The sequence below is a fragment of the Paenibacillus sp. MSJ-34 genome, from assembly GCF_018918005.1.
Taxonomy (GTDB): Bacteria; Bacillota; Bacilli; order Paenibacillales; family Paenibacillaceae; genus MSJ-34.
This window is the reverse complement of the sequence record NZ_JAHLPR010000002.1, coordinates 158,534-174,562: the sequence shown is the minus strand read 5'-3', so window position 1 is coordinate 174,562 and position 16,029 is coordinate 158,534. Positions and strand designations below refer to the sequence as shown.

Below are 16,029 nucleotides of genomic sequence, written 5' to 3'. Positions count from 1 at the left end.
ACTCGATTTTTGAACTGGGTTTAGTTTGGTGTTGTCTTTTTTCCTGACTCATTGACCTGTTCCTTAAAGTAAATTTCCAATTCTCATGAATCAGGGGCTTGACATCTTACCGCTGGACTTAATTGATATATAGACAGCGATTAAGTAAGCGATATTTGCGCCAACACCTCCTCGTTTATTTGCACGTCCGCGTCTCTTATCCGCCGGTCGATCTCTTGCTCGAGCCGCTTTTGGACATAGATTTGAATTAACGGAGCTTTCACCTGCTCGTACGCTTCATATCCTTGGTCCCGAACGGCAACAAGCCTGTACGTTACGGCGCCCTCATCTGTTGGGACGATCTCCGTCAATTCGCCGGCCTGCATCGTCGTGAATGCATCGTGAAGATAACGGGCCATATCGTCGTCCTTGGACCTTTCTTCCAAATCCAAATGCAATGTTTCCATGCGAACTGTGGCTGGAAGTTGATTTTGTCCGATATTCCCCCGTGCCGCAGACGCCGATTTCCGCAGTTCTTGCAACGTATCGATCGCCTCCGTACCGTTTGCGGCCGCGATCTTCTCGTAATCGAACCCGAATCCTTTATGAAAATAATCCCGCTTCACCTGTTCGTGCAAAGGCTTCAACTCGGAATCGGAAAGAGAAGCCCGCTCTTGTCGAACCAAGGTATCGACTAATCGTTGGTAATTGATGCTTTGGGTATAGGAATAAAATTCATTGACGCCGTACGTTTTGGGACCGTAGACGGGTTCGTTGTTTTGAATTTTCCGTTGCCGCTCGCCGTTTTCCTCCGCCAATTTTTTCAAAAATGCGTGATACGACAAATCCTCGATGATGCCGTGTTCTTTCATAACTATCTGTTCGACCTTCTGTTTCTTGATGTCTTCGATCGTTTGTCGCTTGGCATAATGCAACGGATTTTCACCGCCGTAGGTCGAAGTCCAGAAATCGTCGCTGTAATCCGCATCATACATTCGTTTGAAATAGCCGGCAGTCAGCGCCTTGTTGTTTTGCAAAAAAACTTGAAACTCGGAAACGGTAACGGGATAATCGTCAATGGTCAATACGACGGCATCCTCCGCCGCCCGCGACGAGCCTCCCCATACAACGATCATGGCAATTCCGACGATCAACGCGGAGCATACCCACAATACGCCCATGCTTCTTACTGACTGTTTCCGCTTCACAGCAACCCCCCTCCTTAAAAAGAAAGCCCTTTCATGAAAGATTACCTACATTATGGCAGGGTGAAAATAACGATGTAATGAACTAATTTGACAGATGCCAGACGATTTTTACCGATTATATGTTTAGCTCCGAAATCTGCCGTTATATTTGATCTATCTCGCATCATGGCTTCACATCCCCCCCCAATTTGCGCAAAAAAACCTCCGGATTCGATCATCCGAAGGTTTTCCTTGCATACGATTACTCGTACCAATATCCTCTTATTCCTTTTTGCATCCGCACCAGCGCTTCCAAATAATAATAGTCGCCCCAAATCATATAGTCGTCCGGCGCGCGGTTGCCCCTGACGTGGTAGGACCCGTGCCGCAACAACCCTTCCGCTTTGGAATGGCTTGCTTCCGCATAGTTCGTCGACAAGGAATACATGCTTTGCCGCAACGCTTTCTCGAACGATTCCCGATCGGGGTCGCTGTCGCCGAGCCATTCCAGCAGTTCGAGCAGACCGCATGCGGCGATCGCGGAAGCGGAGCTGTCGCGCGGCGTTCCGGGCTCGAGCGGAACGTCGAAATCCCAGTATACGACGTAGTCCTCAGGCAGCCTTTCGATAAAATAGCGGGCAAGCCGTTTGGATGCGTCCAAAAACGCGGCATCCTTCGTATATCGATAGGCGAGCGCGAAGCCGTAGATGCCCCATGCCTGTCCGCGCGTCCACGTCGATCCGTCCTCGTATCCTTGATGCGTGCCGCCGCGAAGCGCATGGCCCGTGCTCGGATCAAAATAAAACGTGTGGTAAGAGGAACCGTCGCCGCGCACGAGAAACTTCAGGCTCTTGCGGGCGTGCCGATAGGCGATGTCGTAATATTTGCGGTCGCCCGTCTGTTCGCAAGCCCAGAACAGGAGCGGCAAGTTCAGCAAACAGTCGATAATGATCCGTCCCCCGTTATCGGGATCGCCCTCGACGCCCCACGCCTGAATCGCGCCCATCCCCGGCCGCCACCGCCCGCACAGCTTCTCCGCCGCCTGCAGGGCCACGGCGCGCGCTTCCTCGCTTCGGGTCGTCCGCCACTGGGCGACGGCCGACAGCGAATACAAGAAGCCGATATCGTGGTGATCCAGCTCCACATGACGATCCAACCGGTCCTTGAAGTTCGGCAGGAACGACTCTGCCGCCTCTTTATAGTAAGCGTCCCCGCTGTATTCGTAAGCCAGCCACATCATGCCGATATAGAAGCCCTCGATCCAATCGTCGTTGCCGCCCCACTCGTAGCGCTGCCCTTCCGTAATATGCGGCAGCTTTCCCGGGTGGCCGGCAATATTATTCTTCAGTATATGCAAAGCTTGTTCGATCGCTTGTTGCCACATCGCTTCTTCCATCCCCTTCCAGAGCTCTATTGCGCATCCGTACGCGATCGCGAAACGGGCGCCTCGCACCATATCTCGCCCGACTCCGGGTCCCGCACGACGATGGCGGATCCTCCCGCCGCGCGCTCGACGCGAGGCGGCCGCGCCCATCGCCGCACGTTCTCCTCGCTATGCGTCGCCCCAATCACGGCGGAGACGAGCCAATGTTCCCCCGGCTCCAACCGGGTCGTCAGCGTAGGAATCATCGTGCGCGGGTGCAGCACATTCGTGTTGGCGTCCGGATAAATCATCTCGGCCTGCCCATGGCCCTCCACGTTCGCGATCCCGCTGACGCCCCATGGCAAGATGGCGGCAATGCCGCATGGCACGGTCATAATCGCGTCTTCTTCGCGGATCGCGAAATCGGCCGGACGCCGCACGGCAAAGCCGCCTTCGGCCGCGTCAAGCGGCCGCCCGGTCGCGATACGGTGAATGCGGACATGCCACACGCCCGCAGGCACGAGCCATGTCCGCACTTCGACGTCGCGCCAAGGCAGCCAGCGCGAATAGACATAGCGCTCCGCGATCGCGAACTCCTCGCAAAACCGCCGCACGCGGTAATGGTCGTCGCATTCGCTGAGCGCCAGCGTCGAATCGTAGGCGCCCTGCACCAAGCCGTAGTACGCCTTCGGCACACTGAAGCCGAACAGCGTCGAATACGCGAACTTGGCGTATTTCGCTGCGCTGTGCGCCATATCGAAGTTGGCCATTTGCCCGGATGCGAGCGCCGTCACATGCCGGTCCCCTTCCGGACGGCAAACGATCATTCGCGCATGCGGCTGCGCGGATGCCGCTCCAAGCGCGGGCAGCGGCTCTTCCTCCGCCAGCCAAAACGGATCGTCGTCCGGCAAGGCCAGCACGAGGAACGTTTTGTAAGCCCAATAAGGCGAGCCCGGCGCATTATAGTTCTCTCCCATGATCAGGTTCGGATAAGCATACCCGATGCTGAGCAATCCGTCCGGCGCAAAGATCGGTTGGCGGAACCACCAGCGCAAATGGCGCATGACAATTCCTTTCAGCACGCCCGGCGTAAACACTTCCACGCCGGCGTACGCGAGCGCGGACCAGAACGACGCCTGCGCGAAACGGTACGTCAGGCTCCGCCCGAACGGCAGACTGCTTCCGTCTTCGGCAAACCAATAGACGAATTGCTCGGCAAAGCGCTTGGCCCGTTCGCGATAACGCGCGGCGCGCCCGGGATCTTCCCCTTCCATCAGCTTCGCATAGATCAGCGTATAGTAATGCATCGCGAACGGAATGTAATAATCGCGCTGATCGGTCTTGCCGTCCGCGTACCAACCGTCGTCCAAATAATAGGAGTCGATCGTGTCCAAATACTCGTTCATAATCGCCCGGTTATAAGGCAGGCCGACCTTCATCAATCCGATATTGACGAGCACGGTGAACATAAGCCAATTGTTCGGATTCGAACGATCGACCAAGTTGATTTGATTGAGCCAGCGGAACAGATTGTCTCGCTGCCGTTCGTTCAGCGGCTCCCACAACCGGTGCGGCGCAAGCGCCAGCCCGAGGCCAAGCGCCGCCTGCTCGACCATTCGCTGGTCCTTCGTGCCGAAATCGCCCCAATACTCCTCATGTTCCGGGTCGGTTCCGTTCGCGATTCCTTGAAGGAAGAGCGGCCACAGATCGCTGTCCCCGCCTCCGGCGGCATGCGGCACAAGCCCCCATAGCGGCCGGGCGAACGCCTCCATCAAAGCGATCGCTTCATTATGTATCGCTCCCGTCGCCCCGAGCTCCAATCCGGCACGGCCCGGGGTAAATCGCGCCCGCAAAGGCTCGAACGTTGCAACGGCCGCTTGCTGCAAGTCGGCTTTCGTGCGAAACGATTGCCAATCCGGCATTTCAGTTGTTTTGTGCATACGGTTCATACTCCTATCCGCCGTCTTTGTTAGTGCCAAGCCGTATATTCGCTGGGCGTCATGCCGACTTCCCGCTTGAACAGTTTAATGAAGTAGCTCTTATTGGCATAGCCCAAATAATCCGAAATTTCTTCCACCGTCTTATTCGACAGTTCCAGCAGTTCCTTCGCCTTTTGCAGTTTGACCATATTGACGTATTCGATAAAATTTTGATTCGTTTCCCGTTTGAACAACCGGCTGAAATAGCTGGAGTTCAAATTCAAGTGAGCCGCCATATCTTCCAGCGTAATTTTCTCGGTTACGTGCGCAATGACGTATTGCTGCGCCTTGATCACTTCCGTACGCTTCGAACGGACCGCAAGCATGCTCAATTTGCGCGAGAGATCGCATACGTATTGCAGCAGCCATTCTCGCAAATGATCGATCGATCGGATTCCGTTTACGGCGTCATGAAGCTTCTCTTCCGACAGGGAAGGCTGATATTGCAGCGTAACCTTCGTCTTCATCTGCAAATCGAGCAGCAGTTGCAGCACCCACTCTTTCACGTCGCCCGGATGGAATTTTTCGGATTTCACCCATTCCGCCCAGCCGCCGACAATGCTCTGCAACTCGTCCGTCCGGTTCAGCGCGATCGCGTCGTTGATGACGGAGAAGAAACGGGAATATTCCCCGTAAATATCTTCCGCGCTGTATTTCTGTTTCTCGAAACGATGAACTTTCGCTTCTTCCAGATAGAAACGATGCCAGGCTTCGTTTAACATCGGCGCAAGCGTTCTGCGGATATCGTCCGGCGTGCGCGCCTCTTGCCCGATCAAGCAGGAAACGGATATTTTCAAGTAATTCTGAAAAGCCGCAATGCATTTTTGCGTGGAATAATAAGCTAATTGAACCTCTCTCGCGGGATCGTCGCAGCATAACAGTACGACCAGATCCCGATTGCTGTACCGGAAGATGACGCATCGATGCATCGAATCCATAATTTCCTGCAAAATATTCTCGACCGCGAAAACGATCGTATAATCGTTCATATTCCGCAGCCGCGCCGCTTCGGCCGCCCGGTCGACCGACACGACCATCGGCACGTAATGCTTCGCCTCGAGCGATATGCCGTTCAGCCGCGCTTGCTCGATCCAATTATCCTTCGTCCACGACGGCTGATACAACGTATCTTTCAGAAACTGTTCCTTCAAAGCCGATTGGTTGATCGATTGCTTCCGTTGATACATCAGCATTTCCGCGATTTTATCCTTTTCCTTGCAGAGATCGGTCGAAATATGCCGCAAAATACGCTGCAGTTGGCCGACGTCCAAACTTTCTTTAAGAATATAATCGCTGACTCTCAATTTCATCGCTTGCTGCGCATAATGGAACTCGTTGTGGCATGATAATATCACCGCGCGGAACAGCGGGTGAACGGCGCCCAGCTTTTCCAACATTTCCAATCCGTTCATTTTGGGCATGCCGATATCGGTAATAACGATGTCCGGCAAGCTCCGCTGCGCGCCTTCCCACGCCTCGAGCCCGTTCGAATAGCAGCCGACGAGTTCGATGCCGAGTTCTTTCCAAGCGACCGTTTCCGAAAGATACCGTACCACCGGATAATCGTCATCCACTAGAATCGCCGTCAACATGATGCTCATCCACCCTTCCATACTCTAATGGAAATATCAACGCAATTTCCGTACCCACATTGGGCTCGCTCTTCATCTCCATTTGGAACCGGTCGCCGTAGATTAAGCGCAACCGCTGGAACACATTGGTTACCCCGATTCCCGAAAAACCGGCCGGGGCGCGTCCCCGCGGATCGGCCGAGCCGTCCAATTTGGACCGCAGCTCATTCAATCTTGCCTCCGTCATTCCGATTCCATTGTCGCGAACCGCGATCCGCAACCATTGCCGCGCACCGTCGTTCCCGCTATCCGACTCGATCGCGATTTGTCCGTCGTATTGCTCGAACCCGTGAATGATGGCGTTTTCAATGAGCGGCTGTATCATAAAGCGCGGAACCAACGCATTCCCGGTGTCGTCATCGCCTTGAAAATCAAGCCTGACCTGGTTCGCATGCCGGAAATTCATCAGACGAACATAATGGCATACCGTATCCACTTCTTCCCGAAGCGTAATGAATTCGTTATCGCGGGTGATCGTCATTCGCAGCAGCGAAGACAACGAACCGATCAAGTCCGCGTTTTCCTTATCCCCTTGTATCAAAATGTTCAACCTGATCGAATTCAGAAGATTGAACATGAAATGCGGGTTGATTTGCGCCTGGAGCATTTCGAGCTCCGCTTTCCGCTTTTTGGCTTGCTCCACCGTAATTTGCTCGATCATCGACTGGATTCGGTCCAGCATATGATCGATCGTCCGCCCGAGTTGGCCGACTTCATGCTGGCCGCGAATGCCGGAGCGTTCGTTAAGCTGCCCGCGTCCGATATTCGTCACGAATCGGCTCAATTCGGCGATCGGCCTCGTAATGGCGGAAATGACCAAAGTCAATAAAATGCAAAATACCGTAAAAAATAAAAATTGCAGTGTAAAGCTGATAAACAAAACTTGCTTGTTTTTCGCAAGCGCCGACGACAATGGGATCAGGTTCACCAGTCTCCAGTTCTCGTTGTTGTGCAGCTTCTTTTCGACGTACACATAATTTTCGCCGTCAATACCGATCGTCCTCGAATCACCGCTTCGCTTCCACCAATCCAATCTCGTTCCGATCTTCTCCGGATCGGTATGGGAGATGACGACCCCTTCTTCGTTCAACAGCATCATTTCTTGATTCGGGGTATTCGCCAGCATGGAACGAATTTTCCTTTCGTTTACGCTGACGACGACATAGCCGACCGGGCTGCTTGAAGTCGTCCGGATCGGGCGCCCGATCGTCACCAGGTAAGAAGACGCATTGCCCGGCAAGAAATAATTATGCTGCAAACCGGTCCAATAGGTGGAGAAGGCCGGGATACGGTCCAGCTCCGAGAACCACGGTTGTTCATACAGTGTGACCGGGTTGAACTCGATATGCGAATAATTCGTATAGATTAAACCGTTTTTCCCCAAAACCGTGACATAAAAATCGCCGTTCTGCGCGAATAAATCGTCCAGAAAACGCACCAATCGGCTGTAATTCACCAGGAAATCTTCCCTTTGTTCCGCCGATTGCATGTCATGCTGGCTAAAGAGCAGCAATTGGCGGATGCCGCTGTTCGTCAGCACGATGTTCGACAATTCCAACGTCTGGTCGATAATGCCGCCGACATCGGACTGCACCGCTTTCAACGAATCTTCCGCGCTGATAACCGCCTTCTCCAAGATAAGATCTTTTGTAAAATAATTCGTTACGACATAATTGACGCCAAGAGGGACCAGGAAACATACTAATGCCGACCACACCAATTGTTGACGCAAAGAGAGTTGTCTTATCTTCACCGGATGCAGGCCTCGAATCTAAATGGAATAGGACAGGGAAAACGAACGAATATCGTTCGTTTCCCCCGTATCCTCAATTGTAAATCCGTTTCTATTAAGCGGCAACCGCTTTACGGCCGATTATTTTCCGTTATTTTTAACAATCTCCGCAATTTTTTGATCGATTTTTTCGATCGTCTTATCAATGCTTTCTTTATTCAGGAGAAACAGTTCGGCTTCCGGAATGACGGAATTTTTCACTTCTTCGGCATAGGTCGCAGGAACGGGCGCGCTTCCCGGAATTGTATTTTTCATCGTATATTTCAAAGATTCCACGTCGATTTTGGACGGGTCCTTCGCATTTCCTACGATCGTTTCGACTAATTTGTCCGAATCCGATTTCGCCCAACCGGAGAACACTCTTCCCCCGATTTCCAAGCCCTCGGAAGTGTACCATCTGACGAACTGATAGGCGGCTTCCTTGTTTTTCGACTTGGCGGCAACGCCCATATACGTCGGCTGTACCGGCGAATAATGCGCATTCTCGCTTTCCAGCTTCGGAAGCGGAGCGAATGCGGTTACGAATGTGGCGGGAATCGCATCCGTGCCGCCCGATTCGGCCACCATCCAGTCTCCCATCGGGAGCATGACGGCATTTCCGTTAAAATATTGGTTCCGGTATTGCAATTTTTGCGAGATGATGTCCTCATACGGGCTCACGCTCTTGTCCTCGTACATCATTTTCTTCATCATTTCCAGATTCGTTTTGAGCAGCGGATCTTTCCCGTTGGACGTTCCGTCGGACTTCAAAAACGTATTGTCGGCGGATTTGCTCATCAGCTGCAATTGGAAATAATCCGGCCAGTTATGCAAATAAGCGCCATAACGTTTGCTTGCTCCATCGCCTTTGGTCAATTTTTTCGCATAGTCCATAAAGTCGTTCCAGGTCCAATCCGTCGGTACGGGCAAGCCTTCTTGATCCAGCACCTCTTTGTTCATAATGACGAACCAGCGCTGCATGGAGGACGGAAGCGCGTAAATTTTACCGTTGACGCGCGTGTCGACAAGGTATTCTTCATCGTAGTTGTAGCCTTGTTCAATATATCCGTCGAGCGGCTCGAGCAATCCGATGTCGGCGCGCTGCGAATAGTTGGTATACGGGAACTCGATAATGTCGAGCTGATCGTTGGAAGCGGCCATCAAATCCAGCTTCTGCATCGCCGCGAGCGAATCGCCTTTCTCGCTTAACAAATCGAGCTCGACTTTGATGTTAGGATATTTCTTTTCAAATTCCGGAATAATCTTGCTCCATTGGGCCTTCCCGTCCTGCTGCCAGGTGCTGAGCTTGAGCGTCACTTGCTCGGCTTGTTCCGGCTCATTCGCGGACTCTTTGGACGGCTCCGGGGAATTCGAGGATGCATTCTGTTCCGCCTGCGGCGACGATTGGCTTCCGCTGCCGCATGCGGCAACGAACAGCGCCAGAGATAAACAAAGTACGAGCGATAAAATCTTTTTCATATAGACCCTCCTAATTCATAAGTAAGTGCTTACAATGCCATCCTATCACGATTGATTCGGAAGCGAAGTGGCCAATTTTGACGTATACGAAACGATTTTGACTTCTTCATCCTTTTACGCCGCCGAGCGAGATCCCTTCGATGACTTGCTTTTGCCCGATTGCGAAAATAATAAGCAGCGGCAATATCGCCGATACGGTTCCGGCCATCATAAGCGAGTAGACGTCGCCGTATTCGTCGCCGAATAGCGAAATTCCCAGTTGGATCGTAAACAACGCTTTCGTCTTGAGAAAAATAAGCGGATTCTGATAATCGTTCCATGTCCAGATGAAGCGCAAAATCGCATAGGTCGCCAGCGCGGGACGAATCAGCGGCAGCGCGATTTGGAAAAAGGAACGGAAATGGCCGGCTCCGTCGATTTTCCCCGATTCGATATACTCGTTGCTGACGCTCATAAAGAACTGCCGCAGCATAAACGCCCCGATAATGCTGAAGCTGTTGAGCAATATGAGCCCAAGATGCGTATCGTATAAATGAAACCAGCGCAGCAGCAGGAATTGCGGGACGAGCGACGCTTGCGGCGGAACCATGTATAGAGCAAGTACAAGCAGGAACATCGTATCTCTGCCGCGAAACCGCAATTTGGAAAACCCGTAAGCCGCGAGCGCGCACACGAACACGTTGATGACGGTCGTGGCGACCGTTATATAGATGGAATTTCCGTAATACCTGACGAAATCCCCCGACCATACTTGCTTATAGTTTTCGATCGCATTCCACTGTTTGGGAATCCATTCGATCGGAAACGTAAAGACGTCGATTTCCTGTTTGAATGAGGCCGACAGCATCCATATGAACGGAAGCAGGAATAAGATACCGATCAGTGCCATAACGATCGTCCAGCATAATTTCGAAATGGATAGTTTTTTCATTGAAGTTTCCTCCTCCCTTGCCGTTTAGTAGTTGACCCACTTCTTCTGCGCAATCCATTGCGCGGCCGTAATGATGAGGCATATAAGGAACAAGATGAGCGCCATGGAAGAAGCGTAGCCTGTCTTCAGCTCGACGAACGCCGTATCGTACAATTCGTATACGATGACGGTCGTCGAATTCGCCGGACCGCCTTTCGTCAACACCTGGATGAGGTCGAATATTTTGAAGGAGCCGATAATGCCCGTCACGAGCAAGAAGAAAGTGGTCGGCGATATGCACGGCACGGTAATGTTGCGGAATTTCACCCATACGTTGGCGCCGTCGATATCGGCCGCTTCGTACAAATCTTTCGGAATCGACTGCAAGCCTGCAATGTAAATGATGATATTGTAGCCGAGCATAATCCAGACTTGAATCATCATCAGCGACGGCAGCGCGAAATCGATATCGGCGAGCCATTTGGGCGGGTTGTCGACGCCGAGCGCTGCGAGCGTCTGGTTTACCGGCCCCAGCGAAGGATGGAACAGCACTTGCCATACCATCGCTACGGCGACGATGCTGGATATGTACGGCAAAAAGTAAATCACCTTGAACGTATCCTTGATATACACATACTTGTCGATCAGTATCGCAAATACGAGCGCGAGAATCATCGTCACCGGCACCGTAAAGATGAAAATAAGATTGTTCTTCAAACTTTGAACGAAAGCGGAGTCGTTGAACAATTTGACGAAATTGTCAAAGCCCGCGAATTTGATGGCGTCGAAGCCCGCGACGAAATTCCAGTTCGTAAAGCTGAGCAGCAGCGAGAACACGACGGGAATCAGCGTTAGCACGACGAGACCGATCATTAAAGGAGCGACAAACAAATATCCCGCAATTTGCTCTCTCGTCCCCATGCTCAAATGGTCGAATCTGTTTTTTCGATTCATGGTTGGTTCCTCCTATACCCGTTGTATGTCTCATTGTAGAAAAAACGAGCGCGCCGCATAAGAAATAGAAATGAGCATTTTGGAACGAATTTTACTTTTTGCGCACGCAAAAAACCCGATGGAGCCGAATTCTCATCCGGTCAATCGGGTAATAGGCCGCTAGCCTTGCGTTAATTTTTTAAACTAGTTTTCAGCGAAATAGCCGACCGCCCAAGCAAGGACAAAGTCAATGTACCAAACCTTATAAAATAAAGGACTTTGCAACGTTAATGTCGCAACGCGGACAGAGGATCCCTTATTCCGATTAATGCGCCACTTGGTTGAAGGTCATGATCCAGATCGATCCCGCCAGGATCGTGACGACGATGACGAGGCCGAGAATAAGCGCCATAACGTTCCAACGCTTATTCTCCCCGTCGCGAATATGCATGAAGAAGAACAGTTGGACGATAAATTGCAGCGCCGCCATCGCCAGGATGACGACCGCCGTCGCGGTTTTGTTCAGCATTCCGTTCATCACGACGACCAGCGGAATGACGGTCAGGATGATGGACAGCAGGAAGCCGATCACATAGGACTTCAAGGAACCGCCATGGGATTCGCCATGCGTTTGTTGCGAATGCGCCTCATGTGCGTTATGGTTACTCATCCTACATCACCCCCATCAAGTATACGACCGTGAAGACGAAAATCCAGATCGCGTCGAGAAAATGCCAATACAAGCTGATGACGTTCACTTTACGCTTCGTTACATTCGTAATGCCGTGGCGCCGAAGCTGAATCATAAGCGCAATCATCCAGATCAGACCGATCGACACGTGCAAACCGTGCGTTCCGACCAATGTATAGAAGGCGGATAGAAATGCGCTGGTCGAGATGGTTGCCCCTTCGCCGACCAAGTGCACGAACTCGGTCACTTCCAGCGTAATGAAAGAGATCCCGAGCACGGCGGTAACGGCCAGCCACCCGATCAGGCCTTGCTTGCTCCCCCGGTTCATCGCCAGAACGGCAAGGCCGCTCGTAAAGCTGCTTGTCAGCAAGATGAACGTTTCGGCGATAATCATCGGCATTTGAAACAATTCTGCCGCCGTAGGACCGCCGCTCGTATTATTCCGTAAGACGACGTAAGTGGCGAACAATACGGCGAACAGAATCACGTCGGTGATGAGAAACAGCCAAAATCCGAACGTCTTCAACGATTCTTGATCGTGATGATCATGCTCATGATGTTCGGCACCGTGACGTTGCGAAATCGTATGTGCCATTAATTTGCCCCCCTCAACGCTGCTTCCGTACGCTTAATCTCGTCGACCGGAATGTAGTAGTCCGTATCGTATTGGAACGAGCGCGCCAGCATGCATATTGCGACGCCGATCAGTCCTGGAATCGCCATCCACATCCAGCCCCAGACGAAGCCGAAGCCGGCCACAAACCAGCAGATCGACTTGATAAACGGAATGCCGGAATTTTTCGGCATATGGATCGGTTCGAGCGGCGGCTCGGGCTTCGGCGGAATGCCTTGCGCCCGCTTCTGCTTTTGCTCCCACCAATCGTCCTGGCTTTCCACCGTCGGCGTGATGGCGAAATTATATGCCGGAGCCGGGGAAGGAATCGACCATTCGAGCGTACGGCCGTCCCAATTGTCGCCCGTTTTTTCTTTTTTATGATTTTTGATGCTGTAGGCGATTTGCCATACTTGGAAAATAAACGCGATCCCCATCAAAAATGCGCCGACCGTCGAAACGACGTTAAGCGGCTGCCAGCCCATATCGAAATCGTACGTATTGAGACGGCGCGTCATGCCCATTAAGCCAAGCGCGTATTGCGGCATGAAGCAAATGTAGAAACCGATGTTCCAGAACCAGAACGCCCATTTGCCGAGCCGTTCGTTCAGCTTGAAGCCGAACATTTTGGGCCACCAATAATACAATCCGGCGAAATATCCGAAGACGACGCCACCGATCAGCACCTGGTGGAAATGCGCGATCAGGAAGTAACTGTTATGGAACTGGAAGTCGGCCGGAGCGACCGACAGCAGAACGCCGGTCATCCCCCCGATGACGAAGCACGGTATGAACGCCACGGCCCACATCATCGGCGTCGAGAACGTAATCTTGCCCCGGAACATCGTAAACAGCCAGTTGAACACTTTGACCCCGGTCGGGATGGCGATCAACATCGTCGTAACCGCGAAGAACGCGTTCACGTCCGCCCCCGATCCCATCGTGAAGAAATGGTGAACCCATGTAAAGAACGAGAGAACGCTAATCGTCATCAAAGCGAACACCATCGATTTATAGCCGAACAATTTCTTCTTGGAAAACGTCGCGACCACTTCGGAAAAAATACCGAACGCGGGCAGGACGACGATATACACTTCGGGATGTCCCCACATCCATATCAAGTTGACGTACATCATCGGATTCCCGCCGGCGTCGAGCGTAAAGAAATGCGCGCCGGTAAAGCGGTCCAGAAACAATAACGCGAGCGTAACGGTCAAAATCGGGAACGCCAAGATGATCGTCAAGCTGGATGACAGAACCGACCACGTAAAGACAGGCATCTTCATTAACGTCATGCCGGGCGCGCGCATTTTCAATATCGTCACGATAAAGTTAATGCCTGTCGCCAAGCTGCCGATCCCGGATATTTGGATGCCCCATAAATAAAAGTTCTGCCCGACGCCCGGACTGCCCGACAATCCCGACAGCGGCGGATAAGCCAGCCATCCGGTGTCCGGGGAGCCTCCGATGACAAACGATACGTTGAACAGCATCGCGCCCCAGAAGAACAGCCAGAAGCTAAGCGAGTTCAAGAACGGGAACGCAACGTCACGAGCCCCGATTTGCAGCGGTACGATAATGTTGAACAAGCCGAACATGAGCGGCATCGCCATGAAAAGAATCATGATCACGCCATGGGTCGTAAAGATTTGGTTGTAATGCTCCGCATTCAGAAATTCAAGCTGCGGCGCGGCGAGTTGGGCTCGCATAAGCAGCGCGTCGACGCCGCCGCGGAATAACATTAATATGGATGCGATAATATACATAATGCCGATCTTTTTATGGTCGACGGTCGTCAGCCATTCCGTCCATAACCAGCGCCATTTTTTGAAATAGGTCAAGACGAATACGATCGCGACGACCGATAGAGCAATCGATACTTGCGCCCCGAGAATGAGCGGATCGCCGGTAACGAAAAACTCGGATGCGAATTCTTTCAAATTATCGAGCATAGGAACCACCTTTCTGTTTGCTATCCCCCATGATGATGTTGGGAAGTACTGTCGCCTTGCTCCGACGGTTGCGACTCTTCCATAACGCCGTTTGCCCCGTCGTCAGGCTTTTCTCGATCTTTCGAATTGGTGCCGCCGTGATGGTGGGATCCGCCCGGAGCGTATTTCGTTACGACCCGCTCGAACAAGCCTTCCGGGAACGAGGAGAACGACTGCAAATCCGAAACTCCCGGTTCTAATAACTGCTCGTAAGCTTCTTCCGTTAACGGCGGGGACGTTTCTTTTACTTCCTTCACCCATGCATCGAACTCGTCTTCCGATGTCGCCTTCACTTTAAACGTCATTTGCGCGAAATCCTTTCCCGTGAAGTTGGCCCCCGAACCGTAGTAGCTGCCTTCTTCATCGGCTTGCAAATAGAGCGTCATCGCCATGCCCGACATCGTATACATTTGGCCGCCGAGCTGCGGAATCCAGAACGAGTTCATCGCCGATTCGCTCGTCAGTTCGAACCGCACCGGAACTCCAGCCGGAATTTGCGCGTAATTGATCGTCGCAATGTCCTGATCCGGATATTTGAACAGCCATTTCCAATCGAGCGACGTGACTTGTATCGTTATTTCCTCTTTTGCCGATTCGATCTGTTTGGAAGGCTCCAACGCATAAGTATAATTTACCGTTACGGCAGCCAGCGCGATAATGACGATGATCGGGATGGTCCACCACGTAAATTCAAGCTTGTTGTTATGTTCCCAATTCGGTTTGTACGCGGCTTTCCGGCCCGGTTTGTCGCGATAACGCCATACGATAATGACGGTCATGATCAGAACGGGAACGATCACAATCGCGCACAGTATCGTAGCAATGACCATCAAATCCCTTTGCGATGACCCGATCGGGCCTTTCGGATCGAGCACGATAAACTTATCGCTGCACCCCGATAAGAGGCCAACCATGACGGCAAAAAGAACGGGCATCAAAATTCGCTTCATCGGTCTCACTCAGTTTTCATCTCCTTGTCCTTACCTGCTCTTGCGGATGCGCTTCGTAACATATTTCATTGACGAGAGACGTGACCGCTATTTTGTTACTCTTAACATAGCAGAAATAAAAGCTCTTAACTGCCGACTTAACAATTACGACAAAAAACCGCCTTTTTTTCGTAATACTTTATTCACCGGAATGACAAATCTTCGGCATTTGCTGGAGCAAGCTGGAATTTCGCCGATTTATCCGCATGAAACTGTCACAAAACGTTCAACGTTTTGCCGGTATTCTCCTTTCCCGCCATTAGCGTTGCATCCCTTTTTAAAAACGGATTGGGACGAGGAAGCAGTGTTCGTCTTTGGAAACCAACCGTGCTAGCAGGGAGAGATTAGTTTGACAATGACTTTGATTCAGAAACCTGCAAATGAAACCAATTTCATCATACCGTTAACGGCTGACGTTCTTTCGGGCAGGCTAACGAAACTGAAACATGCTTATGAGGGAAAAAAAGCGATTAAACCGCCGATTTCCTATGAATAACGATACGTACTTTCGTA

At 51.8% G+C, this 16,029-nt stretch carries 13 protein-coding genes; all 13 read right to left on the bottom strand.

The features are described 5' to 3' along the window. Positions 1 to 140: 140 nt before the first annotated feature. Positions 141 to 1,187, bottom strand: a complete 1,047-nt coding sequence (locus KQI79_RS01865; RefSeq protein WP_216536511.1) for a hypothetical protein — start codon at positions 1,185 to 1,187, stop codon at positions 141 to 143. A gap of 50 nt (positions 1,188 to 1,237) precedes the next feature. Continuing rightward, entirely contained in the window at positions 1,238 to 1,405 is a 168-nt protein-coding gene (locus tag KQI79_RS01860; RefSeq protein WP_216536510.1) for a hypothetical protein, read from the bottom strand. Positions 1,406 to 1,428: 23 nt separating this feature from the next. Next, positions 1,429 to 2,550 (bottom strand): glycoside hydrolase family 88 protein, encoded by a 1,122-nt coding sequence (locus tag KQI79_RS01855; protein WP_216536523.1) that lies wholly within the window; start codon positions 2,548 to 2,550, stop codon positions 1,429 to 1,431. A gap of 26 nt (positions 2,551 to 2,576) precedes the next feature. Continuing rightward, the gene (locus KQI79_RS01850) at positions 2,577 to 4,469 is read right to left on the bottom strand and encodes a DUF2264 domain-containing protein (protein WP_230192094.1); all 1,893 of its coding nucleotides are present in this window, start codon (positions 4,467 to 4,469) and stop codon (positions 2,577 to 2,579) included. A gap of 29 nt (positions 4,470 to 4,498) precedes the next feature. Further along, positions 4,499 to 6,100: a response regulator transcription factor gene (locus tag KQI79_RS01845; protein ID WP_216536509.1), complete on the bottom strand. Its 1,602-nt coding sequence runs from the start codon at positions 6,098 to 6,100 to the stop codon at positions 4,499 to 4,501. After that, on the bottom strand, positions 6,075 to 7,892 hold the full coding sequence (locus KQI79_RS01840) for a cache domain-containing sensor histidine kinase (RefSeq protein ID WP_216536508.1): 1,818 nt from the start codon (positions 7,890 to 7,892) through the stop codon (positions 6,075 to 6,077). Before KQI79_RS01840 ends, KQI79_RS01845 begins: the two co-directional genes overlap by 26 nt. Positions 7,893 to 8,012: 120 nt before the next feature. Further along, positions 8,013 to 9,389, bottom strand: a complete 1,377-nt coding sequence (locus KQI79_RS01835) for an ABC transporter substrate-binding protein (protein ID WP_216536507.1) — start codon at positions 9,387 to 9,389, stop codon at positions 8,013 to 8,015. 106 nt (positions 9,390 to 9,495) lie between these two features. Further along, entirely contained in the window at positions 9,496 to 10,320 is an 825-nt protein-coding gene (locus KQI79_RS01830; protein WP_216536506.1) for a carbohydrate ABC transporter permease, read from the bottom strand. A gap of 24 nt (positions 10,321 to 10,344) precedes the next feature. Beyond that, on the bottom strand, positions 10,345 to 11,253 hold the full coding sequence (locus KQI79_RS01825) for a carbohydrate ABC transporter permease (protein WP_216536505.1): 909 nt from the start codon (positions 11,251 to 11,253) through the stop codon (positions 10,345 to 10,347). A 304-nt stretch (positions 11,254 to 11,557) separates the two neighbouring features. Beyond that, the gene (cyoD, locus tag KQI79_RS01820) at positions 11,558 to 11,902 is read right to left on the bottom strand and encodes a cytochrome o ubiquinol oxidase subunit IV (protein ID WP_216536504.1); all 345 of its coding nucleotides are present in this window, start codon (positions 11,900 to 11,902) and stop codon (positions 11,558 to 11,560) included. 1 nt (position 11,903) lies between these two features. After that, positions 11,904 to 12,518, bottom strand: a complete 615-nt coding sequence (cyoC, locus tag KQI79_RS01815) for a cytochrome o ubiquinol oxidase subunit III (protein WP_216536503.1) — start codon at positions 12,516 to 12,518, stop codon at positions 11,904 to 11,906. Further along, the gene (locus KQI79_RS01810) at positions 12,518 to 14,488 is read right to left on the bottom strand and encodes a cbb3-type cytochrome c oxidase subunit I (RefSeq protein ID WP_216536502.1); all 1,971 of its coding nucleotides are present in this window, start codon (positions 14,486 to 14,488) and stop codon (positions 12,518 to 12,520) included. Before KQI79_RS01810 ends, cyoC begins: the two co-directional genes overlap by 1 nt. Positions 14,489 to 14,508: 20 nt before the next feature. Continuing rightward, a complete protein-coding gene (cyoA, locus tag KQI79_RS01805; RefSeq protein ID WP_216536521.1) occupies positions 14,509 to 15,477 on the bottom strand; it encodes a ubiquinol oxidase subunit II in 969 nt (322 codons plus the stop codon). Between the last annotated feature and the right edge of the window lie 552 nt (positions 15,478 to 16,029).

What these genes read in the sequence shown, in the direction of transcription:
- KQI79_RS01855 (WP_216536523.1), bottom strand. Translation starts at nt 2,550, where the DNA reads ATGTGGCAACAAGCGATCGAACAAGCTTTGCATATACTGAAGAATAAT.
- KQI79_RS01850 (WP_230192094.1), bottom strand. Translation starts at nt 4,469, where the DNA reads ATGCACAAAACAACTGAAATGCCGGATTGGCAATCGTTTCGCACGAAA.
- cyoC (WP_216536503.1), bottom strand. Translation starts at nt 12,518, where the DNA reads ATGGCACATACGATTTCGCAACGTCACGGTGCCGAACATCATGAGCAT.
- cyoD (WP_216536504.1), bottom strand. Translation starts at nt 11,902, where the DNA reads ATGAGTAACCATAACGCACATGAGGCGCATTCGCAACAAACGCATGGC.
- cyoA (WP_216536521.1), bottom strand. Translation starts at nt 15,477, where the DNA reads ATGAAGCGAATTTTGATGCCCGTTCTTTTTGCCGTCATGGTTGGCCTC.
- KQI79_RS01825 (WP_216536505.1), bottom strand. Translation starts at nt 11,253, where the DNA reads ATGAATCGAAAAAACAGATTCGACCATTTGAGCATGGGGACGAGAGAG.
- KQI79_RS01835 (WP_216536507.1), bottom strand. Translation starts at nt 9,389, where the DNA reads ATGAAAAAGATTTTATCGCTCGTACTTTGTTTATCTCTGGCGCTGTTC.
- KQI79_RS01810 (WP_216536502.1), bottom strand. Translation starts at nt 14,488, where the DNA reads ATGCTCGATAATTTGAAAGAATTCGCATCCGAGTTTTTCGTTACCGGC.
- KQI79_RS01830 (WP_216536506.1), bottom strand. Translation starts at nt 10,320, where the DNA reads ATGAAAAAACTATCCATTTCGAAATTATGCTGGACGATCGTTATGGCA.
- KQI79_RS01860 (WP_216536510.1), bottom strand. Translation starts at nt 1,405, where the DNA reads ATGATCGAATCCGGAGGTTTTTTTGCGCAAATTGGGGGGGGATGTGAA.
- KQI79_RS01845 (WP_216536509.1), bottom strand. Translation starts at nt 6,100, where the DNA reads ATGTTGACGGCGATTCTAGTGGATGACGATTATCCGGTGGTACGGTAT.